The sequence below is a fragment of the Myxococcus sp. NMCA1 genome, from assembly GCF_026810205.1.
Taxonomy (GTDB): Bacteria; Myxococcota; Myxococcia; order Myxococcales; family Myxococcaceae; genus Myxococcus; species Myxococcus xanthus_A.
The window spans coordinates 1837144-1859977 of record NZ_CP113950.1 but is presented as its reverse complement, the minus strand read 5'-3'; the positions used below and the strand labels follow the sequence as shown (position 1 = coordinate 1859977).

General features: G+C 70.6%; 14 protein-coding genes. 7 read left to right on the top strand and 7 right to left on the bottom strand.

What is annotated here, in order from left to right:
• Window positions 1-2: 2 nt before the first annotated feature.
• Genes OZ403_RS07975 through OZ403_RS07960 form a run of 4 tightly spaced genes read right to left on the bottom strand, consistent with a single transcriptional unit; the run spans window position 3 to window position 8100 of the window.
• Complete coding sequence (locus OZ403_RS07975; RefSeq protein WP_268783832.1) at window positions 3-779, bottom strand: outer membrane lipoprotein-sorting protein; 777 nt, start codon at window positions 777-779, stop codon at window positions 3-5.
• Window positions 779-2089, bottom strand: a complete 1311-nt coding sequence (locus OZ403_RS07970; protein WP_140788734.1) for an ABC transporter permease — start codon at window positions 2087-2089, stop codon at window positions 779-781. The genes OZ403_RS07975 and OZ403_RS07970 overlap by 1 nt, the downstream gene beginning before the upstream one ends.
• Entirely contained in the window at window positions 2086-4134 is a 2049-nt protein-coding gene (locus OZ403_RS07965; protein WP_140788733.1) for an ABC transporter permease, read from the bottom strand. The genes OZ403_RS07970 and OZ403_RS07965 overlap by 4 nt, the downstream gene beginning before the upstream one ends.
• 48 nt (window positions 4135-4182) lie before the next feature.
• Entirely contained in the window at window positions 4183-8100 is a 3918-nt protein-coding gene (locus OZ403_RS07960) for an SDR family NAD(P)-dependent oxidoreductase (protein WP_268783831.1), read from the bottom strand.
• A 90-nt stretch (window positions 8101-8190) separates the two neighbouring features.
• On the opposite strand from OZ403_RS07960, the gene OZ403_RS07955 reads away from it, so the two are divergent.
• Window positions 8191-9705, top strand: a complete 1515-nt coding sequence (locus OZ403_RS07955) for a class I SAM-dependent methyltransferase (RefSeq protein ID WP_268783830.1) — start codon at window positions 8191-8193, stop codon at window positions 9703-9705.
• Window positions 9706-9714: 9 nt separating this feature from the next.
• Here the strand turns inward: OZ403_RS07955 and OZ403_RS07950 are convergent, their stop codons facing one another.
• Genes OZ403_RS07950 through OZ403_RS07940 form a run of 3 tightly spaced genes read right to left on the bottom strand, consistent with a single transcriptional unit; the run spans window position 9715 to window position 13204 of the window.
• Complete coding sequence (locus OZ403_RS07950) at window positions 9715-11214, bottom strand: class I SAM-dependent methyltransferase (protein WP_268783829.1); 1500 nt, start codon at window positions 11212-11214, stop codon at window positions 9715-9717.
• A 14-nt stretch (window positions 11215-11228) separates the two neighbouring features.
• Window positions 11229-12254: an ABC transporter permease gene (locus OZ403_RS07945; RefSeq protein WP_140788729.1), complete on the bottom strand. Its 1026-nt coding sequence runs from the start codon at window positions 12252-12254 to the stop codon at window positions 11229-11231.
• Window positions 12254-13204: an ABC transporter ATP-binding protein gene (locus OZ403_RS07940; protein WP_268783828.1), complete on the bottom strand. Its 951-nt coding sequence runs from the start codon at window positions 13202-13204 to the stop codon at window positions 12254-12256. Before OZ403_RS07940 ends, OZ403_RS07945 begins: the two co-directional genes overlap by 1 nt.
• 115 nt (window positions 13205-13319) lie before the next feature.
• Between OZ403_RS07940 and OZ403_RS07935 the strand changes: the two genes are divergently transcribed.
• From OZ403_RS07935 to OZ403_RS07910, 6 genes are all read left to right on the top strand, one after another.
• On the top strand, window positions 13320-14141 hold the full coding sequence (locus OZ403_RS07935) for a 1-acyl-sn-glycerol-3-phosphate acyltransferase (protein WP_174259221.1): 822 nt from the start codon (window positions 13320-13322) through the stop codon (window positions 14139-14141).
• Complete coding sequence (locus tag OZ403_RS07930) at window positions 14138-15085, top strand: SDR family oxidoreductase (protein ID WP_140788726.1); 948 nt, start codon at window positions 14138-14140, stop codon at window positions 15083-15085. The genes OZ403_RS07935 and OZ403_RS07930 overlap by 4 nt, the downstream gene beginning before the upstream one ends.
• 39 nt (window positions 15086-15124) lie before the next feature.
• Window positions 15125-16702, top strand: coding sequence for a bifunctional 3-(3-hydroxy-phenyl)propionate/3-hydroxycinnamic acid hydroxylase MhpA (mhpA, locus tag OZ403_RS07925; RefSeq protein ID WP_140788725.1), 1578 nt, complete (start codon window positions 15125-15127; stop codon window positions 16700-16702).
• 192 nt (window positions 16703-16894) lie between these two features.
• Window positions 16895-18118 (top strand): endonuclease domain-containing protein, encoded by a 1224-nt coding sequence (locus tag OZ403_RS07920; protein ID WP_140873725.1) that lies wholly within the window; start codon window positions 16895-16897, stop codon window positions 18116-18118.
• A complete protein-coding gene (locus OZ403_RS07915; RefSeq protein ID WP_268783827.1) occupies window positions 18105-19214 on the top strand; it encodes a hypothetical protein in 1110 nt (369 codons plus the stop codon). The genes OZ403_RS07920 and OZ403_RS07915 overlap by 14 nt, the downstream gene beginning before the upstream one ends.
• Before the next feature lie 20 nt (window positions 19215-19234).
• Window positions 19235-22711 carry a helicase HerA domain-containing protein gene (locus OZ403_RS07910; RefSeq protein WP_268783826.1) on the top strand — a complete coding sequence of 1159 codons (3477 nt, stop codon included), beginning with the start codon at window positions 19235-19237 and terminating at the stop codon, window positions 22709-22711.
• The last annotated feature ends 123 nt before the right edge of the window (window positions 22712-22834 follow it).

The window sequence follows — 22834 nt, the reverse complement described above, 5'->3', positions numbered from 1 at the left end:
GGCTAGCGCAGGCGCCCCTCCAGCCACGACTTCGTGAAGAGGTTGGGGCTCAGGGGCGCCAGCTGCACGTCCTCGTAGCGCACCACCAGCTGCGTGCCCTCCTCCTCCTCCTGCTCGAAGACCTCGCGGTAGTGGATGATGGGCTGCTGGGTGACGGGGTCCTTGAGCTTCTGGTAGCTGCGGACCAGGTCCGTGCGGAGCACCCGCCCGGAGGGCGCATAGCCGATGCGCTTGACGATGTTGAGGTCCGGGTCCAGCCACAGCCGCAGGTGCGCGAAGCTCACCTCGGTGTCGGGCCGCGCGGAGAGGTACAGCTTGCGGTAGCGCGTGCCCTGGATGACTTCCTCCCCCTCGTCCACGGCCGTGTAGTCCTCCGCCAGGCGGGAGCGGTCGAAGTCCCCTTCGCAGGCGATGGTGCCCACGATGTTGGCCCGCCGCGTGGTGCGCTCCCAGTGGCCCAGCGCCGCGTTGTACTCCCACAGGTTCTTCCCGATGCGCAGGTAGCCGCCCCCCGCCATGTTCCGCGGCTGGGTGATGACCATGAGGAAGTTCTGCGACGAGTCCCGGCGGTACACCTGCATCTCGATGAGCCGCTCGATGCCGTCCTTGCGCGTCTCCCGGATGCGGACCACGCCCCGGTAGTCGCTCTGCATGGACATGCGCTTGTCCACCTGGCGCACCAGCTCGTCCGCGGAGGGCTTGGCCTCCGCCGCGGCAGCCAGCACGGGTATCAGCAACAGCGCGAGGACGAATGAAGGCAGCGGAATTCGAATGCGCATCAGAGCGAGTCCATGGCGGAGCGAGGAGAGAGGGAGGAAGCGCGAGCAGCCGGGATGATGGACGCCAGGGTCGCCCCCACCGTGGCCAGGACGACGGCGGCCACCACATGCCCGGGGCCCGGCGCCAGCGGGAGGGTGTCGCTGAAGAGGAAGCCGGACAGGGCCTCCGGGAGGGAAATCGCATCGCGAAGCAGGACGCACACGCCCGCGGCCACCGCCGCGCCCAGGCCGGAGGACACCGCGCCCAGCAACATGCCTTCCAGCATGAACATGCCGACCACGGACCGGCGATGCATGCCCACCGCGCGCAGGGTGCCCACCTCGCGCGTCCGCTCCCGCACGGCGACGCTCAGGGAGACGAACAGCCCCATCATCACCACCGCCAGGGTGATGGCGCCCACCAGCACCGTCAGCGCCGCCAGGCCCGCGGAGATGAAGCCGAGGAAGGCGGACTCGTCCTCCCACGTCGTCACGTCCACGCGCTGCCCCGCCCAGCCTTCGCGCAGCAGGGGTGACAGCTTGTCGCCGTAGGCCTCGCGCGCCGGTGGCAGCACGGTGAACCCCGCCTGCCGCAACGAATCACGGAACTGGCCCGCAAGCCCGTCCACGTCCAGCCCGCCACCGTCCACGCCGGCGCAGGCCACCTGCAACACGCCCGCGGAGCCGGGCCGGTAACCGTCCAGCTCGCGCAGCGTCGCGTTGGAGACGAGGATGCCCGCGCTCTCGCCCAGCAGGCCCGCGCGCTCGGTGATGGCCACCACCTCCACGTCGAGCGCGTTGCGCTGGCCGCCCACCGTCTGCGTGAAGAGCGTCGCCATGTCACCCACGCGCACATGGAGCCGCCCGGCCAACTGCGTGGACAGGGCCACCGTGCGCGGCCGCGCCAGCGTCTCCAGCGCGCCGTCCTTCACCTTGAAGCGGCGCAGCGCGGCGCCCTCGCCCTCCACGTCCAACGCCACCACATAGGAGCGCACCCGGTGACGGCCCGCGCCCGCGGTGGCCTGTCCCCGTCCTCGCTCTCGCAGCAGACAGCCACCCGGAACCAGGGGCTCCACGACGGCCCGCACCTTCGCGGCGTCACCCACCACCGGCGAGATGCTGTCGGGATGGACCTTGAAGTACCCGCCCACGTTCAGCTCACCGCTGAGGAACGTCGTCACGACGTCCTTCTGCGTCGCGGCGACACCCGCGCTCAGGGACATCACTCCCACCAACACGCCGCTGGCGGCGGCGATGACGGCGAAGAGCAGCAGCCCCTGCTCACGGCGGAGGAACAGGTTGCGCAACGCGATGCCAAGAAGGCCCCTCATCCGTCCATCTCCCGCAGGCGCATGGCCACCGCTGGCGTCACCGCGCTGCCGCGCCACGCCGGAATCCAGGTGGCGACCAGCACCACCAGCGTCACCCCTATGCCCACCACGGCCGCGTGCCACGCCGCCAGCTCTGGCCGGAGCACCGCGCCGCCCAGGAAGAACTGCAACGCCTCGTCCCGAACCGCGATGCCGTCCGAGCCAAGGCCCCACAGCAGCGCCGCGCCCAGGCCATGGCCCAGCAGGCTTCCCACCAACCCCAGCACCAGTCCCTCCAGCATCAGCCCGAGGAAGACATCCCGGCGCTGCATGCCCACCGCGCGCAGGGTGCCCACCTCGCCGACCCGCTCACGGGCCAGCAGCAACAAGGTTCCCGCCGAGACGCCCAGCACGAACAGCCCCATCATCCCGCCAAGCGCCACCAGCAGCACCTGCGTCATCCCCACCATGCCGGTGACGAAGCCGCCCACCTCGCGCCAATCCGCCGTCGCCAGGGGCACGCCCTTCGCCTGCGCGAGCTGCTGGATGCGCTCCGCCACGGCGTCCGGGTCGGCGTCCTGCGTCAGGACGAGCGCGGCGTGGAAGATGCCATCCTCCAGGTCCGCCGCATCGAAGGTGGGGGGCAGCGACGCGCGCGCGAAGGTGGGCGCCGGCGCTTCGTCGGTGGGTGCCGACGGTTCCGCGTCGAGCATCTGCGGCGGGCTGAACGTGTCGAACGACGGGGCTTCCGCCTTCGCATCCATGCCCACGGAGGCCAGCAACTGCTTCGCCTCCTCCATCTGCTCGCGCGTCATCCGCCCGGACAGGTGACGCACGGTGGCCAGGTCCAGGAGCGATGCGCCATTGGCCTGGCTGCCGTCCCCGCCCAGTCCCCGGAAGCGGTAGGTGCCCCATACCTTCACGGCCACGCCCGGGTCGTTGTCCAGCGTGCCCTTGAGCACCAGCGTGTCCCCCGGACGCACCCGGTACAGCGGCAGGTGTGGCGCCAGCGTGCTGTAGAACGCCTGGAAGCGCGCGTCGAAGTTGCCGTCATCCAGCGCCCAGAACTTCTCCAGCAGCGGCTCCAGCTCCCCGGGCTGCCCTAGCACCGCCTCCAGCGCGGCCCGCAGCGCCGTGGCTCGCTCCACGTCCAGGCGCGACAGCAGGTCGGGAATCTCCGCGAGGCTGCGCTCCACCAGCGTGCCCAGCCGCTCGTCGCCCGCGAAGGTCGCCCCTCGCTCCCGCTCACGCTTCAGCTCGTCCAACCGGACGGCCATGGGCAGTTTGAAGGAACGCTCATAGACGGCCTGCCCCAGCAGCAATCCTCGCGTGCCCCGTGGAGGCAGCTCGCCGGAGACGAGCTCGAAACGGCCGAACGCCTTCGCGAAGCCCCCCAGGTCCGTGCCCACGTAGTCGAGGTACATGGACTCGCCTTCGCCCACCTGCTTGGCCACCCGGTTCTCCAGGAACTCCAGCACCGGGAGGGGCTCGGCCACGAAGCGCTCCCAGAAGGACGGCGTCAATGCCTGCTCCAGCGCGCGCGTGTCCTCATCGCTCCCGGCACTTTGGGAGAAGGCCTCTTCGCGGCGACGCGAGTCCCGAGCGACGCGTTCGAGCGCGCGCCGGAGGTCATCGGCCATGCGGCCCAGCCGCGCGTCCCTTTCGGCCGAGACCGGCGCGCGCGCCACGTCGCGCACCGCGGAGAGCTTCTCGTCCAGATAGTTGCCGCGGAACACCCGGCCGGTTCCCACCTCCAGGGGAACGACGTCGCGAACGCCGTCCACACCGAGCAACAGCTCGCGGGTGCGGGCGTAGTCCGGCAGGGGCACCATCTCCGGAGCCCCGCCCGGCCCCAGCGACATCTGCGGCCCTTCGGCGGAGTTGGCGTTGTAGACCTGGAGATGGCCCGCCCCGCTCTCAATCATGCTGAGACGGGTGCCGTCGTAGATGCTGCCGACCAGGGACAGCCCCAGCGTCAGTAGGGCCGCCATGCTGGCCGCGAGCAGGCCGACGAGCCAGCTCCGGGGGCGGGAGCGCACGCTCTGCAGCGCGAAGTGGAAAAGCATGAACCCCGAATCCTAAGGATTCGAGTCCCGTGAAAACAAGCGCCGCACTCAGGAAGCCTGCATGACGCTGAGCAGCAGGGCCACCTGCGCATCGGTGAGCAGTGAAACATCGAGCTGCTCGGGGTCGACGAGATGCCGGACGTGCGCCGCGAGCCTCGCGACGGAAGCGTGTTCGAACAGCGCCGTCACGGGCAGCCGCAAGCCGGTGCGCTCCTGGACACGAGCCAGGACGCGAGTGGCCTGCAGCGAGCTGCCCCCGAGCACGAAGAAGTCCGCGTGCGCGCCCACGTCATCCACGCCTAGCACGTCGCGGAAGGCCTCCGCCACCACGACCTCCAGCGGCCCCTCCGGGATGCGCGCGCCGCCGCCCGACAGCATCGCACCAAGCGCCTCGCGGTCCACGGCGCCACTGGCCTGCCTGGGCAACGACTCCAGCACGTGCACCTGTGCCCCCGCTCCGTCCACACCGGCCGCCCCCGAGCCGCCCGCCGCGAGGAACACGTGCGCCACGTCCAACGACTCCCCCTCCCCCAGCCCCACGGTCCGCCAGGGCAGCGCTGAACCCTCGACACCCGCCAGCACGCGGGCCTCGCCCGACTCCACCGCCAACGCGAGGGCGGCCAAGGCCTGGGGTAGTTCCAGCATCCGGTAGCCTGGGGGCGACGCCGTCAGTCCACGGGCCATGCCCGTGTCGCGCACGGAGCTGAAGGCCACCGACACCGCGCGCCGGCCGTCTGTCACGAGCGCCTCCGCATACCGGTCCAGGAAGCCCGTGGCCGCGCAGTAACCCGCGTGGAGCCCTGCCCCTAGCGTCCCCATCAACGAGGAAGCGAAGACGAGCAGGGCCTCCGGCCGCTCCCGGAACGCGTCCGCGAGCGCCACGGCGCCCAGCACATGGGCCGCGGCGCCCTCCACGAACGGCGCGGGCGCCTCGCGCATGAGGGGCACGGAGTTCAGCGTGCCCGCGAAGTGGAAGGCGCCATCAAGCCGCTGGCCGTGGCGAGCCTCCGCGTCGGCCAACACCCGCCGCAGCGCCTCCGGCTCCGTGACATCGGCCGTGACATACTCCGCCGCCCCCAGCTCACGCTCCAGCGACGCCACGGCGGCGTCCCGCTGGCGGCGCCCCACGAGTAGCAGGCGCGCGCCCAGGCCGTTTCGCAGATGGCGCGCCCAGGCCTGTCCCAGTCCGCCCAGCGCTCCCGTCACCACGTAGAAGCCCGCCTTTTTCAGGCGCACCGGTTCGGGGACCTGGGACGGCGTCCAGGCCACGAACCCGCGCTCCCAGCGGCGCCCTTCCCGCCAGGCCAGCTCGAACGCCGGACGCGGCTGCGCCAGCTCGGTGGCCACGCTGTCCACCGCGGCCGGGCGCTCTTGCGGAACCCACAGGAGCGAGGTCTCCAGGCCCAGCACTTCCGCCTCCGCCGCGCGGAGCAACCCCGGCAGCAGGTGGGCTCCCGCCCCGGTCTCGAGCGAAGCCCCCACTTGAGGCACGACCACGCGCAGCCGGCAGGGCGCGGCTTCCACGAGCGGCGCCAGGGACTGAACCAACCCCAACAGGGGCGCCACCGCGTGCACCAGGGTGTCCCGCGAAGGCGCGCCAGTGGACGGCGCCGCCACGTAGACGACTTCGTGCACCCGGCGCTCGGCGGAGGGCAGGTGCCGCGACAGCGCGGAGCCATCCTCCGGCTCCGCGTGCAGCACCTCCCGAGGAGCCATCCGCGCGCGCAGCGCCTCGGCCCAGGAGGCGTCTCCCACGACGAGCACGGCCCCCGCATCCGCGCCGCCAGCGCCGGGCTGCCGCTGCCGCCAGCGAGGCACGGCGAGGCACGGGGGCAACGTGAAGCGGCCACCCAACAACCGCTCCGCCACGCGGCGCTCCTCGGCCAGTTCCCCGGCTTCGAAGCGTCGGCGCAGCTCGGTGCGCCCGCGCTTGCCCAGCTCCGTGCGCGGCACCTGCTGCCGGGCGAGCGGCACCAGCCATGCCACCTGGAAGCCCAGCCGCCGTCCCACGGCCTCGCGGATGGCGCGCAGCAGTCCGCCCAGCGGAGGCGCGTCTGGCGCGGGGACGAAGAAGACGACGATTTCATCCGTCTGCGCGCCGCCCACGCGCGTGGCGCATGCCACGGAGTACGTGGGCAACACGCCCGGCACCTCCTCCACCACCGTCTCTATCTCCTGCGGATAGACGTTGTTGCCGTGGAGGATGAGGACTTCCTTCTCGCGTCCGGTGATGGCCATCTGCCCGTTGCGAACCCAGGCGAGGTCCCCCGTGCGAAACCATCCGTCGGTGGTAAAGGAGCGGGCATTGAGCTCCGGGTCATCCAGGTAGCCCGCCAGCACCGAGGCGCCCCGCACCTGGAGATGCCCCACGCGCCCCTGGGGCACCACCTGGTCCGCGTCATCCACGATGCGCAGCGCCGAGCCCGCGGGCGGCGGTCCCAGCTCCACGGCGGCCTCTCCGTCATGCGTCCGGACGCCCCGGGTGTTGGTGAAGAAGGAGGTGGTCTCCGCCATGCCCCAGCCCGGACACACCACGTCCCGCCGAAGCCCCTCACCCGCCAGCGCATCCGTGAAGCGCTGAAGCGTCCGCGCGACGAGCGGCTCACCCGCGCAGCTCAGCACCCGCACATGCGACAAGGTCCAGGCACGGCGCTCGCCGCGCTCCAACCGGTCCGCCACCAGTCCGAACGCGAAGTTGGGCGCCCACCCATGGGTCCCCTTCAGCTCGGACAGCAGGTCCATCCACCGCAGCACGTCCGCCAGGACATGGTCGCGGGACACGAGCGCATGCGACGTGCGCGCCCGCAGGCAGAGCAGGTGCGAATAGGTGATGCCCGCGACGTGGTCCAGCGGCATCCAGCTCACGCCCACGTCCTGAGGCGTATACCAGCCGCCCGCCATCATCGCGTCACACATGTCCAGCAGGTTGTCGTGCGTGAGCACCACGCCCTTGGGCAGCCCGGTGCTGCCGGAGGTGAACGACATCAGCGCGGGAGCGCCCTCGGGCACGGCGGATGGCTGTCCGTCCCCCCCCGTGTCCAGCGCGGCGAGCGTGGCCACTCGAAGCCCCTCGGCCTCCAGCGTGCCGACCGCGGCGGGCCCCGCGAGGACCCACGGCCCGCCCAGGCGCTTCGCCACCGACAGCACGCGCGCCATCGTGGGATGCGAGCGCTCGAACGAAGCGGGCCAGGCCAGCAGCGACGGCACCACGCCAGCGAGCGTGCACGCCCAGAACGCCCGGATGACCTCGCCTGGGCGCTCCAACACGAGCACAGCCCGGTCCCCCGCTTTCAGCCCGCGTGCTTGCAGGCCACCGCACAGCCGCAGCGCCTCGCGCCAGAGCGCATCGAAGCGCAGCACCTCGCGGCGGCCCTCCACATCGATGAATGTCAGCGTCTTCTCCGGATGCAGCGTCACGGCCCGGAGGAGCATCTCCCCAAGCAGGCGAGGCTCTCCCTCCGGCCGGCACGGCGGGCCGCCATCGAGCAGCGCGGGCGGGGCTTGCTCCAAGTCGACAGCATCCGCGGAGGACGTCTGGGACGAAGCGCCCGACGCCTCGCCTGGCCTGGGCATCAGCGGCCCGGGCAGGAGCTCATCCAAGGGGGTGTAGCGCTCCTCCCGCACGCGGGGCCCGGCCAGCACGGCCACCTCCCGGCCGGAGCTTCGCCATCGCGATTCCATCTGCTGGAGCATGGCGGGCGTGGCGGACGTCCACCGCGCGAGCCGCGCCTCATCCGGCGTCCCCGTGTCCTGGAGCGGCAGCGCGTCCACCAGCGCCACGGCCGGAGCGGCGTCTCCCAGGTGCTCGCGCAGCAGCGACTCCAGGGCCGAGGCCTGGACCGCGCGACGAGGCACCACCCATGCCGTCGCGGTTCCGGAGAGCTCCCCTACGTGGACGTCCTGGACCCGCGAATCCTCGCGCAGGAGGTGAAGGGCCGCGTCCACCGGAGTCGTTCGAGGAGCCATGGGCGCCATCGTAGCGCAGGGCCCGCCGCCCCGGGGTTGCGCCCCGGGACAGTGAAGGGCGAAGCTGAAATCCCCCCGGACGAGGTATCGATGACCGTCGACCGTCGCACCCTGGCGCAGTCCCTCCACTTCTGGGCGCGCAATGCCTCGAACGAGTCGGCCCTGCTCCGCACCGCACTGTCACTGGGACTCTTCGACGCACTACCGGTGAAGGGGGGAGCCCCGCCCGTGTCGATGACGGAGCTGGCACGGCGCATCCAGTGCACACACCGGGGAACTCGGGCGCTGACGGAGTTGCTCGTCTGCCTGGGTTTCGTCCATCTCGACGACGCGCGCGAGCTGGCGCTCACCCCCACCGCCGCGGCGTTCCTGCGCGACGTGGATTTCCGGAAACGGCTCGAAGCCCAGTATCCATGGTGGGACGCCGGTGGGCGGCTGGACGAGGCGGTGAAACAAGGCGGACCGGTGGCGCACGGTGGCGCGAGCTGGGACGTGCTCGGCCACTACCGCGCGCTGTTCCTCACGGCTCCCGCACCGGGGCCCTCACCTGAGGCCGAGGACTTCTTCGACCGCTTCGCGCGCAGCGCCCTCCGCATGCAGGTGCTGCTGGCCTCGGGCCGGCTGGGGCTGCTGGAGGCCCTGTCCTCGCAGGCGCATACCGAGCAGACGCTGGGAGCCGCCACGGGGCTCGGCGGCGAGGGACTGTCGCTGCTGGTCGCATTGCTGGAGCAGCTCGGCATCGCCCAGCAGGAAGGAGCAACGTGGCGGCTGACGGACGAGGCCCGGCGACTCTTGGACGGGAAGGCCCTGCCCTACCTGCTGCGCTCGCTGTCCGTGTCCGAGCGGTACTGGGAGGCCTTGGGCCGGTTGGATGAGACGGTGCGCGAGGAGCGCTTCATCCTGGACCTGAAGGACCCGGAGCTGAGCCAGCGCTTCTACGCGGACAACTCGAGCCAGATTACGGCGGTGTTCGCCTCGCACTTCCAGCTCAGCCGGCGCGCCGCCACGACGGTCGCCCAAGCCCGTGCCCTGGAAGGTGCCCAGGTGCTGGACATCGGCACCGGCTCGGGTGTGTGGGGCGCGGCCTTCGCGCGTGCCACACCCACCACGCACGTCACCTACTTCGACCAGGCGGTGGTGCTGGAGCAGGTGCGCCGCAACGTGGAGGCGCTGAAGGTGTCGGACCGCGCGCGCTTCTGGCCAGGCAACCTCTTCACCCAGGACTTCGGCGAGGCGGACTTCGACCTCATCATCCTCCCGCAGGTGCTCAACGTGCTGCGGCCCGAAGACCTCCCAGGCATGTTCGCCCGCGTGGCGCGCGCCCTGCGGCCCGGCGGCGTCCTCGTCATCGCGGAGTACGTCCTCGACGAGCGCCGAGATGGCCCGTTGGACCACCTCTACTTCGGACTGCGCCGCTTCATGACCAATGAGGGGGACCTGCTGTCCGCCTCGGAGTACGGCCAGTTCCTGGCGGACGTGGGGCTGTCCTCCAGCGTGTGTATTCCCCTGCCCACCCAGGAACTGGTGCTGGCCGCGCGCCCTGGCGTGCCCCTGCCCACGACGCTGGCGCCGCCTCCGGACAGTTCCCGAAAGAGCGCGGCCTGACGCGGAAGCTCAACGCGACGACACGGGCTCCGCCCACGCGACGTCGCCCCGGTGAGCGATGACGACCTGCTGGATGGGCATGTCGAAGCCGCGAGCCTCCGTGAGGCCCACGGGCGACAGCAGCGCGCGGAACTCCGGAAGGGAGAGCACGTCGCCCTCGTTCGTCACGTACCGGCGCAGCGCGAAGTAGAGCGCGTCCAGAGGGCCATCGCGCCGGTCCGTCAGCAGGTAACCGGAGATGAGCAGCAGCCCGCCGGGACGCAGCGCCCGGGCCAGCCGAGCGAAGAAGCTCGGAAGTTCCGAGGGCGGCAACGCGGGGATGATTTGCGGCAGCAGGATGACGTCGTAGCGGGACTCGCCGTAGTCCACGGAGAGGCAGTCCCCCGCCCACAGCTCGGAACGGGCCTCCAGCTTCAGCTTCGTCAGGTGGGGGCGCACCGCGTCCAGCACGTGCGGCGAATCCAGGTAGGTGACGTGCGTGGTGGGGTCCGCCAACCCGAAGGCCGCGCCCCACACGCCCGAGCCCGTGCCCACGTCCAACACGCGCGCCTGTGCCAAAGGCCGCATCGACCGCACCAGCGCCGCGGCCTGCCGGCTCAGCCGCAGGTGCGAAGCGAAGATGCTGGAGATGCGCGAGGCGTTCTCCTGGTAGATGCGGCGCGCCGTCTCCGGGTCGCGCAAGTCCAACCGGAAGCGCTGCTCCCGCACCGCCTCGTCCAGGTGCCCCAGCGCCTCCCAGTAGGCCATGGTCGCCGGCAGCGCCCGCTGGAAGTACGGGAGACTCTGCGCGTCCAGCGCCCGGCCCGCGGCCTCCGTGAAACCCCAGCCTGTCTCCTGTGCCTGGACGATGCCCATCGCCGCCAGCGCGCCCAGGAGCACCTCCAGCGCCTCCGCCGACGCACCCACCTCCCCCGCCAGCACGTCCAGCGGCACAGGCCCTCGCACCAGCTTCACCAGCACGTCCAGCTCCGCGGCCGTCACCAACGCCAGCGTGCGCGCGGGGTGGCGGGCGAAGCGGTCATGGAAGTCCCGGGCCTCGGCGCTCGGGGTGGATGGCGCAGGCGACAGGAACAGCGCGCGGTACCACCCGAGCACGTCCCACGACTCCCCGCCCCACTCCACGGGGCCGCCACCGCGCACGGCCTGGGGCAGCAGCGACAGCGGATGCCACCACCGCCGCGCCTCCCGCAGCCCCGCGGTGAACGCCTCATCCCGGAGGAAGGCCGCGGTCGACGCGGGCAACGAATACCCCCGCCCGTCCTCCAGGTGGACGAAGCCCAACGCGACCAGCGGCTCGACGACGGAGCGCGTCCCTCGCCAGGTGCCACCCACCCGCTTCGCGAGCGCATCCAGGGACACCGGCTCGCGCGAGCCCGTCTCCGGAAGGTGTCCGAAGAGGCCGAGCGCGAAGGCGGCCTGGAGTGCCGCCGCTTCGTTGCTGGCGTCTCGCGCGTGGAAGTTGAGCTGCTGAACGAAGGCGGGGGACGGCGCGGAAACGGGCTGTGACACGAAGCAGCGCTCCTTTACGTCCAGCGGAACCAACGAAGGGCCAACAGCAGTGGCACCACGGTCCACGCGGCCAGCACCAACATGGGCGCACCCAGTGAAGCCAGGCCCGCGCCCTCCAGCATGACGGCCCGCAGCGAGTCATTGATGGCCGTGAGCGGCAGGGCCCGGATGACGGGCTGCAACCAAGAGGGGAAGTTCCCCGACGCGAAGAAGACGCCGGAGACGAACATCATCGGCAGCGAGACGAGGTTGACGAGCCCGCCCACCGCCTCCTCCGTCCGCGCCCGGATGGCCACGAGCACGCCGAGCGCGGCGAAGCACAGCGCACCCGCGAGCCCCACGAGCGTCAATGTGAAGTAGCTGCCGAACATCGGCACGCCGAAGAGCCAGCGCGCGAAGGCACAGAAGAAGAGGACCTCTGCCAGCGCGAACCCCGCGCGCGCCAGCATGTAGGACAGGAAGAACTGGGAGCGCCGCATGGGCGTCGCGGCCAGCCGCTTCAGCAGCTTGCCTCCGCGCATCGCCACCAGCGAGCCCGCCACCACCCACAGGCTGCTGGACATCAACGACAAGCCCAGCAGGCCGGGGATGAGGAAGTCGACGTAGCGGTTTCCCGGCTCCGACACCGGCGTGGCCTTCACCACGGCGGGACGCGCGGTGTCTTCCGGCGCGGCGAGCGCCTGCTCCACCAGGAGCCGCGCGGTGCGGCCCTCCGCCTGGCTGGGGTCTACCAGCGCCTCGGGCACGGTGCCCGGCAGCAGCACCAGGGAGAGCTGCCCGCGCGCCAGTCGCCGCCGGGCGGACGCCTCGTCCGCGACCTCGGCCGACAGCTCCGGCACACCCTCCAGCTTCGCCATCAGCGCCGGTGCGCCCGGCCCCTCCGCCACGGCCACACGCACCGGGCCCAGGGAGTCGTTCCGGAACGCCAACCCCAGGAACAGCGTGGTGACGACGGGGAAGATGAACGTCCAGAACAGCACCTCCGGCTGCCGCATCAACATGCGCAGCCGCATCAACACCAGCTGGCCCAGGGCGTTCATCAGGCCGCCTTCTCTTCCGCGGACTCGCGCAGGGAGCGGCCCGTCATGTCGATGAAGACATCATCCAGCGTGGGCCGCCGGGTGGACAGGTGCAGCAACTGGCCGCCCCCCGCCGCCACCTCGCGCAGCACCTCCGGCAACGCCAGGTGCAGCTCCCGCACCCGCAGGGTGATGCGGCCGGCGTGCCGCTGCGCGGCCACCACCGCGGGAAGGGGACGCAGCCGCTCCAGGTCCGGCGACGGCTCCGCCTCCAGCTCGATGACCTGCTCCGCGCCCAGCGAGGTGATGATGTCCCGCGGCGTCCCGCGCGCAATCACCCGGCCCCGGTCGATGATGACCAGCCTGTCGCACAGCACCTCGGCCTCATCCATGTAATGCGTGGTCAACACCACGGTGCGCCCGCGCGCCTTGAGCTGCGCCACCACGTCCCACAACGCGCGGCGCGACTGGGGGTCCAGTCCGGTGGTGGGCTCGTCCAGGAAGAGCACGTCCGGGTCGCCCGCCAGCCCCAGCGCTAGCGCCAGCCGCTGCTTCTGGCCACCGGAGAGCTTGCCCACCCGGGCATGGCGCTTCTCACCCAGCTGCACCAGCCCGATGAGCGCCTCGACCTCCAGGGGGCGTGGGTAGAAGGAGGTGAACAGCCGCACCATCTCCTCCACCGTGAGCTGATCCACCAGCCGCGTCTCCTGGAGCGTCATGCCAATGCGCTCTCGCAGCACCGGCGCGTCCGTCTCCCAGCGCAAACCCAGGAGCCGCACCTCCCCCGAGGTGGCCATCTGGAGGCCCTCGAGGATTTCCACGGTCGTCGTCTTCCCCGCGCCGTTGGGGCCCAGGAGGCCCACGCACTCGCCGCGGCGGATGTCCAGGTCGATTCCGTCCACGGCGGTGACGTCGCCGAAACGTTTGACCAAACCCTTCACCTCGATGGCGAGCTCGTCCTGGTGTGTCATGGATGGGGGGGCTGGGGGGAGCGCGGGCGAGTATCGCTCAACACCCGGCGGGTGCCCAACGAACCCGGTGTGGAAAGCGGCGGGGCTGGGCACGTCGGGGTGCTACGGTGCCCCCGTGGCCCTGACCGACTCATTGGAAGCCCGGGTGGACCGGCTGGAACTGCCGTTCAACGAATACGGCGTCGACCCGTACGGCATCTCCAAGTCTCACGTGAAACATGCGCTGCGCGTCTTTGGCGCCATCTACCGGTACTACTTCCGCGTGCGCTGCTACGGGGTGGAGCACATCCCCCCGCGGGGCCGCGGAATGCTGGTGGGCAACCACTCTGGCGGCGTGGCGGTGGACGGCGCCATGGTGCTGACGTCCACCATGTTGGAGATGGACCCGCCCCGGCTGGCGCAGGGCATGGTGGAGCGCTTCCTCCACAACTTCCCTGTGTCCTCGCTGTGGGCCAGCCGCACCGGCCAGTTCATCGGGCTGCCCGAACACGCGAAGCGGCTGCTGGAGGATGACCGGCTGCTGATGATCTTCCCCGAGGGCGCGCGTGGCACGGCCAAGCTCTACAACGAGCGCTACTCGCTGGTGGACTTCGGCACCGGCTTCGTCCGCCTGGCGCTGCAGACGCGCTCGCCCATCATCCCCTTCGCGTTCCTGGGCGGGGGCTCGGCCGTCCCCACCGTGTTCAACGCGTACACGCTGGGGAAGCTGCTCGGCGTGCCCTACGTCCCGTTGACGCCCTACCTGTTGCCGCTGCCTTTGCCGGTGCAGTTGGAAATCCATTACGGCGAGCCGCTCGTCTTCCAGGGCACGGGGGATGAAGAGGACCACGTCATCGAGGGTTATGTGGCGAAGGTGAAGCAGCGCATCGCGGGGCTCATCGAGCGCGGCCGCGCGCAGCGGCACAGCCGGCGGATTGGAAGGAACCTGCTGCCATGAGGGTGCTGATTCCAGGCATCTCCGGAGGCATTGCCCGCCAGCTCGCGCTGCACCTGCACGCGCGCGGACATCAGGTGGCGGGCATCGACACCCGCCCCTGGCCCGAGGCCAACGAGGCCGGCATCCAGGTCTACCGGGGCGACGTGCGCAAGCGCGCCGCGGAGGACGTCTTCCGCCGCTGGCGTCCCGAAGCCGTGGTGCACATGGCCACCGTCACCGCGTTCACGGTGCCGGGCAAGGAGCGTGGACGCATCAACCTGGACGGCACCAAGGCGGTGTTCGACCACTGCGCGGCCCACGGCGTGAAGCAGGTCCTCTTCGTGGGGCGGCACACCTTCTACGGCGCGGCGCCGGACTCGCCGCTGTACCACTCCGAGGACGAGCCACCCCGCGCGCTGGAGGCCATTCCGGAGCTGGCGGACCTGGTGGCCGCCGACCTGTACGCGGCCACCGCGCTGTGGCGCCTGCCGAAGATAACGACGGCCGTGCTGCGGCTGCCCTACACGCTGGGGGCTCCCGGCACCGGCACGCTGTCCTCCTTCCTCAAGGGTCGTCGCGTACCGCTGGTGCTCGGGTACGACCCGCTGTTCCACGTCCTCCAGGAGGAAGACGTGGTGACGGCGTTGACGCTGGCGCTGGAGAAGCAGGTCCGGGGCCTCTTCAACGTGGCGGGCCCTCCGCCGATTCCGCTGTCCGTCATCGTCCGGGAGACGGGTCGCACGGCGGTGCCATTGCCCGCGCCGCTCCTGTCGATGCTGCTGGGCCGGGCGGGCCTCCCCCGCCTGTCGATGGGCGCACTGGACCACCTGCGCTTCCCCATCGTCGTGGACAACCGCCGCTTCCTGGACGCCACGGGCTTCGAATATCGCCACAGCGTGGCGGACTCGCTGCGCATCTACCGCGAATCCGCGCCCATCCTCCCCGCGGGCGGCCAAGGACGTTAGACTTCTCCCCGCAGCGGACCTGCTTCCGGGGGGAAGTCCATGTCGGCCGACATCGAGGAAGTGGAGGTAGTCATCGCGGGAGGCGGGCCGGTGGGCGTGCTCACCGCCAACCTCCTGGGACTCCAGGGCGTGCGAGTGCTCGTCCTCGAACGGGAGGCCGCGCCGCATGGCCAACCCCGGGCCTTCTCCTGTGACGACGAGGCCCTGCGCATCTACCAGGCCGCGGGCCTGCTCGACGCGCTGAAGCCCGACCTGCGCCAGGGCCGGCACGTCACCTTCACCGGCGTGGGCGGCCAACCCATTGCCCAGGTCCAACTGGGCCAGGTGGACTTCGGTTACGGCCACGCGCCCATCTGGTTCTTCCACCAACCACTCCTGGAGAAGGCCCTGCGCGAGGGCCTCTCCCGCTTCCCCGCCGCCGAGCTGCGCACGGGCACCGAGGTGGAATCGCTGGAACAGGACGGCGCGGGCGTCACCGTGCGCTACCGCACGTCCGGTGTCCGGCACGGGGTGCGCGCCCGCTACCTGGTGGCCTGCGACGGCGGGCGGAGCACGGTGCGCGCGCTGCTGGGCATCCCCATGGAAGGACGCGGCGGCCAGGAGCCGTGGATTGCCATCTCCGGCACCGTGGCGGAGGAAGACGCACCCGCCGAATGTCATGTCGTCTGCGACCCGGCCCGCCCCGGCTTCGTGGGGCGCGGTCCCTTGGGGCGGTTCCGCTGGGAGTTCCGCCTGCGCCTGGGCGAGACGGGCGAGGAGATGACGCAGCCCGGCACGATTCGCCGCTTGATTGGGCCTTATGTGAATCCGGACCGGGTGACGGTGGAGCGCGCGCAGCTCTACAGCTTTCATTCGGTGGTGGCGCAGCGCTGGCGCGTGGGCCGCACCTTCCTGGCGGGAGACGCGGCCCACCTGTTGCCGCCCTTCATGGGTCAGGGCCTGGTGTCCGGACTGCGCGACGCGGCGAACCTCGCGTGGAAGCTGGCGTGGGTCCTCCAGGGCCGCGCCCCCGAGGCCCTGCTGGACACCTACGCCGTGGAGCGCCGTCCGCACGTGCGCGCCTTGCTGGAGGCCACCGCGAGGCTGGGCTCCGTGTTCACCGCGCGCAGCACGCCCATGGCGTGGGTCCGGGACACCGTGCTCCGGGGCCTCCAGGCCGTTCCAGCCGCGCGCCGCTTCGTAGAGGGCTTCCGCTTCAAGCCGGCGCCCGCCATCGAGGAAGGCTGGCTGCTGGGCGGCCGCCGCTCGGGCCGGAAGGCCGCTGAAGGAAGCTACCTTCCCCAACCTCGCGTTCGGCGCGCGTCCGGTGAGGAGCACCTGCTGGATGACAGCCTGGGCTCCGGCTTCGCCGTGCTGAGCCGGGGCCGCAGCCCGGGGACGGAGGTGGCCCGCGAACTGGCCGAGTCCCTGGGTGCCCGCGCCGTCACCGTGCGCTCTGCGGGTGTCCCGGGACTGGGCGACGACAGCGTGGAGGACCACACCGGCAGGCTGTCCGAGTGGTTCCGGGAGCACGGCGCCGACGTGGCCGTGGTGCGGCCGGACCGCTTCGTCTTCGGCGCGGTGCCCCTGGCCCGGATGCCCGAGCTGCGCGCGGCGCTGGGCGTGGAGGACGTGTGAGCTGTTGCACGGACGACAGACATTGCAAGCACGGGGGTCCGGAAGACCTCGGGATGTAATGCCTGACTCGCCCGAGCATAATCACTCTCATCTGTCCATACCTCCCCCCGGGGTTGCATCGGAGTCCATGAGAGGAGCAGGCTTCCAACCCTCCGCGATGGCAGACCACCACGCGACCTCGGGGGAAATGGCTTGCAGCCACGACTGGATGCAGCGCTTCTCGACTCACTGGACCGGCATGCCCGGAGACGCGCGCAAGGCATTGCAACGCTGAGCACGCTCGTCGGGCCGCCGGAGCGGGCGCTGACCGTCTGGACGGAGTGGATTCACCGCCGGGGGCTGAGTGTCGTCATCGTGGACGGGGATGACGTGCGCGCCGTCGTCTCGGCGTGGGCGGCGGCGCTCGCCAGGGAACGGGACCTGCTGGGTGACGCGGAGGCGTTCGTCGTTCGCTCCCAGCCGCCGAACCGGGCACAGACGCTCCAGTTCCGAGGCAAGACGGCGCACCAACTGCAGGTGTTGATGGAAGGCCTGACGCCCCCGCAGGGACAGTCCGCCACCTGGGAGCTGTGCCGGGCCCTGCTGGAGAGCCCGGCCCCGCCGCCGTCCGGTGCGCTTCCAGACGCGGTGAGCCAGGCCATTGCGCGCGCGCCGCTGCCGGCCCTCCAGGCGCTGATGGCATTGGTCCCCGCCGGAAGCACGCCGGCCCTGCGCGTGCGGGCCGGCCCCTCTGACTTCCGGGCGCTCCGCACCGCCGCGGCCCTGTGCACCGCGGCCCCCGCGCTCACGACGGGTTGCGTGCTCGCCGCCGAGGTACTCGCCGAGTACCTCCGGAGGGAGGAGTCCCACATCCTCGCCATGCTGCGGGAAGGCCGGCTGGACCTACCCGAGCCGGAGCTCGACGAAGACACCCGCGAACTCCCCGATGCCGCGGTGGCGTCCACGCGCGCCCGGCTCCAGCAGGAAGGCTCGTCCGAACAGGTCGTCGCGCTCTACGACTCAGCGGTGCGCACCATCGCCTCGGCCTACCGGGACGCCAATGGCCGCGCCCGGAGCGAGGCGGAGAAGTTCCTGCACGCCCGGCTCCAGGACCATGCCTCCACCCGGGGCCTCTTCGTCCTCAATGGCCACGTGGACCCGGTCGGAGGTGGCCGAAGGCTGGAAGTGGACCTGCTCTGCACGGAGCTGAACCTGGCCGTGGAAATCGACGGCTACTTCCACTTCCGCAGCCCCGACGGCTTCCGCCGAGACCGGCGCAAGGACGTTGCGCTCCAGTGCTCGGGCTACTGGGTGGTCCGCTTCCTCGCGGACGACGTGGTGACGCGACTGGAAGAGATTCTTGAAACCCTCGACACGTTGATTGCCACCCGCAGGGGTGAGTTCACCGGGAAGGAAGCATCGAATGGGAAGCGCTGACCACCGGCTGTCAGGCATTGCCTTATCCTGGCTCATGACGCGCAGCGAGCGGCGCGGCACGCGCAAGGAGTTGGATGATGCGCTCCGGCCCTTCGTGGAGCATCAGCTCAGCCGTGCGGAATGGAAGCTCCGTTTCGAGGCGCTCATGGAGGCGCTGCTGGGCGGAGGAACCGTGGCGGTGCGCGGGCGCAGCGGCTTGGAGCTGACGCCCAAGGGCCGGACAGAGGTGCTGCGCTTCCTCCAGTTGGACCAGCCGCCGCGCGGGCTGACGTGGAAGAAGCTGAAGGCCACGCACCTGGTGGCGCACAGCTTGGACCTGCCGCCATCGAAGACGGTGGTGGCGCGGATGAAGGGCGCCGACGGCGTGCGCGCCGCCGCGCTTCAGCGCCAGCATGGACTGGACGCCGAGGAAGGCCTCACCCTGGCGCAAACGCGGGACCGGTTGTTGTGGCGGCAGCTCGGCGTCGAGACGAACCGGCCTTTCACCCTGAGCGCGGTGCAGGCCCACCTGCTCGGGCAGATGCTGGACGCGAAAACGACGGACCCGCGCAAGGGCGTGGAGCAGCTCGCGGCACGTGCGGCTGGCGCCCCCCGCGTGGATGCGGAGGCCGTGCGCTTGTCACTGATGCGACGGTGGGCTGTTGCACAGGACGCCGGCGCCTCCGAGGACAAGCCAGCAGCCCGTGCGTCAACGAGCCCGGCGGCACCGGCCTCGACGCCGTTTGGGGCGGGCGCTGCTACACAGGGCACTACGCCGGATGAAACCGCGATCCCTCGCCGCAGCGACGACGGGGCCGACACGAAGCCGGGCGCCCCTCCCTCTCCGGCCGCCTTCGCCGAGCGCGTGTTGTCGGTCGCCCGCGCCCTTCCCACGGGCCGCTTCGGCGAGAACAAGGTCTTCATCTCCCACGTGTGGAAGGCCCTCCAGCCGGAGTGGAGCACCCGCGAGGCATTCGACGCGGCGCTCCTGGAGGCCAACCGGACCCGCCTGTTGTCGCTAACGCGCGCGGACCTCGTGTCCGCCATGGATCCGAAGGACGTCGCCGAGTCCGAGGTCCGGTCCTTCGGCGCCAGCTTCCACTTCGTTGTCGTCTAGCCCGAACCCAGGAGCGCCCCGTGGCCAACGACCCCCGTCTCGAGATCTTCCTTGATGACTCTCGCGAGGTCTTCACCAGCGTCGAACAGGGCCAGCACATCTGGCAGGCGGACCCGTTCGACGTAGAGGCCCTCAACGCGCCGGCTCGCCGTTCCTTCAAGCGGCTGCTCGACAAGGCTTCCTCGGACACGCCCCCGAGCGCCGGAAAGCTGCTGCTCCTGCTCGGCGAATCCGGCAGCGGCAAGACGCACCTGGTGCGCGCCTTCCGCAACCTCGCGCATGGTCAGCGGAAGGGCTTCGTCGGCTACATGCCGATGACCGTCGATGCGACACAGTACGACCGCTACATCCTGTCCAACCTCATCGATTCCCTGGACAAGCCGTTCGTTCGGGCGGGAGGCGATGACGACAGCGGGCTGATGCACCTGTCGGACGCGCTCATGGCCCAGTGCAACAGCGCGTTCGTGCTGCACCTGCAGGACGAGAAGATTCTGGAGGATGAAGAGCTGCACGGCACCATCCGGGCCGTGGCGGACGAGCTGCTGCTGGACCCTCGCTTCCGGGAAGTGGAAGTCGACCTGCTGCGCGCCCTCATCTACCTGCATCGAAGAGACCCTCGGCTCAACCGCCGCATCTTCCACTGGCTGCGCTGCGAGGAACTGTCCGAGGCGGACCAGCGCGTCATTGGCAACCTCATCCCCCGGACCGCCGACGATGCGCCGGCGCGGATGGTGGAACATCTGGGACGGCTGATGGGCGGCCTGGGCCAGGCGCTCGTGCTCTGCGTCGACCAGGTCGAGGACGTCAGCGACTTCGAGCAGCGCCCGCAGATGGAGAGCTCCTTCCGGCGCGCGATGAACAGCTTGGCAGCCATCGCGAGCAAGGTGCCTCGCGCTGTCGTGGTCTTCTGCTGCCTCGCCGACTACTGGGCGAAGATGAAGCCCCTGCTCAACCAAGGAACGGTGGATCGCATCGAGAACGACCCCGAGCCCGTGACGCTGGAGCAGACGGTGACGGCCGATACGGCCAGGGACCTCGCGGCGCGGCGACTGCAAGACCTGTTCGAACAGCGAGGCTTCACGGTCTCCCCGTCGGACCCGACCTGGCCCATTCCGGCGAACGGCTTCGACGCGCTGGGCGGACACCGCGCCCGTGACGTCCTGGATGAGTGCCGCCGCTACCGCGACCGCGCCATCCAAGATGGCAAGCTGCCCGCCAGCTTCCCGCTGCAGCGTCCCCAGGGACAGGGCGTGGCGAAGCCACATGTGGCTCAGCAGCCCCAAGCCTCCAAGCCGGACATGGACCAGCTGTGGACGGACTTCCGCGCCACCCTGCGAATTGACCCGCCCGAAGAGCCCGCGGATGTCGCGGAACTGCTGGCCTGGGCCATTGAAGCCGGCGGCAAGGAGCTCGGAGATGCGAAGCGCTTCGACGTCAAGCCCAAGGACAAGGAGATGCTGGACGTCCAGGTCCGCCCGGAGGGAAGCAAGCTCCTCGTCGCGCTGTGTGAGAGGGACTCGCGTGGCGGCGGCCTCGGCAGGCAGATGACCGAAGCGCTCAAGAAAGCCTCGGGAAAGACACCTGTGATTGTGCGGACCACCGACTTCCCTCCGGCCCGCCCCGGCGGTGTCGTCGCCGAGCAACTGGGCGCGCTGCTCCGCAAAGGCGGGCGCCGGGTCGTCGTCGGAGACACGGAGCTTCGGGACCTCATGGCCCTGCGCACCTTCCGTGAGCGGCATGCGGGTGAAGCCGCCCTCCTGGAATGGAGCCGGACGGCTCGCCCCATCACCCGGCTCAAGTCCGTGGGCGACATCCTGGGGCTGGAGAAGCCGGACACCACGCCCAAGGGTGGCACGGGTGTCCCGACGGCCAATGTCGGAGCCCGGAGCACCGCAACCAAGGCACAGACGGAGCTGTTCAACAGCCCACCGACCTTGCCGTATGGAACGCCTGTCCCGGCCGAAGTCCTCTCGGGAGCGAAGTCCACCCCTCCTCCTGCCCGTGCCGGAACGAGCGCACTGGAGGCCAGAGACGTGCGCTCCGCCCGCGAGCCCATCGTCGCCCAGGGAGCCAGGCAAGGCCGGGCCGAATCCCTTTCGGATGACCCGTTGCAGGACATCACCATCGAATCGCCGATGCTGACGGGCCGCACCGTGACACCGCCCCAGGGAATGAAGCCCCCCATCGGCTTCAGGGGCAACGAGAGCCCCTCCGCCCCGCCTCTCTCGGAAACACTCACGGGGCCACTGCGGATTGGCTCCTCGGAAGGTGTGTTCAGCCAGGTGGTGACCGTGGACCCCTCTGAGTTGACCCGCCACAGCGCCTTCCTGGGCACGACGGGAAGCGGGAAGACGACGCTGGCGCTCAACGTCCTGGAGCAACTGCTCCTCCGAGGCGTGCCCGCCATCCTCGTCGACCGGAAGGGGGACCTCGCCGCGTACGCGCGAGACCTCTCCTGGGAGGAACGTCTGGACGACCCCGCCCTCATCGAGCGGCGCCGCCTGCTGCGCGAGCGCGTCGAGGTCGCGCTCTACACGCCGGGCCGCTCCGACGGACGGCCGCTGGCCATCCCTGTGATTCCACGCGGCCTTGAAAGCCTGCCGCCGGAAGAGCGTGAGCAGGGCGTGCAGCAGGCTGCGGACGCCATCGCAGGCATGCTCGAATACAAGACCAGCCCCAATGACAAGGCAGCCCGGGCGCTGCTCACGCAGGCCTTGCGCCTGTTGGTCCAGCGGCCTCCGGGCACAGAACTGACCTTGGAGATGGTCCAGAAGTTCGTCGCGGAGCAGGACGAGTCGCTCCGGCAGGAAACGGGGGGCCTTCCGACGAAGACGTTCGCCAAGCTCGCCCAGGACCTCGAAGTGCTCCGGCTCGACCTCCGCCCCCTGCTGGCAACGGGTGGAGAACGTCTGGATATCAGCGAACTGCTTGGGCGCGGCGCCGCGAGCACACCGGGCAAGACGCGACTGAGCATCATCAGCACAAAGTACCTGGGAGACCTCAGCCGCGTCCGCTTCTGGGTGTCTCAATTGCTGCTGGAGGCGAACCGCTGGACCAGCCAGCACCCCGCATCCAAGCTCCAGGCCGTCATTCTCTTCGACGAAGCCGACATCTATCTGCCCGCGACGAGCAAGCCCGCGACGAAGCAGCCGATGGAGAACCTGCTCAAGCGCGCGCGCTCGGCGGGTGTGGGCGTCATGCTGGGCACGCAGAGCCCGGGAGACCTGGACTACAAGTGCCGGGAGAACGTGCGCACCTGGTTCGTCGGCGGGGTGAAGGAAGACAACGCCCTGAAGAAGCTCAAGCCCATGTTCACCGAGGCCCGCATTGACGCCGAAACCCGCCTCCCCGGCCAGAAGCCGGGCCAGTTCCATGTCCTGCGCGAGGGGAAGGTCCAGCAACTGAAGGCAGACCGCTCCGCGATTCGCACCGACCAGCTCTCCGAGGACGAAATCCTCAAGGAGGCACGCCGCACGCGGGAACGCGGCTCACGCTGACCGCACTGCCTACTACAGGGCGCCCCCGGACGAGGTGGCGTGGAAGGAACGTTCCTTCCACCGCGCCCCCCTCCCAAGGGGGGCCCATGGAACGAGGCGGCATGGACGGAACGTTCAGTCCAC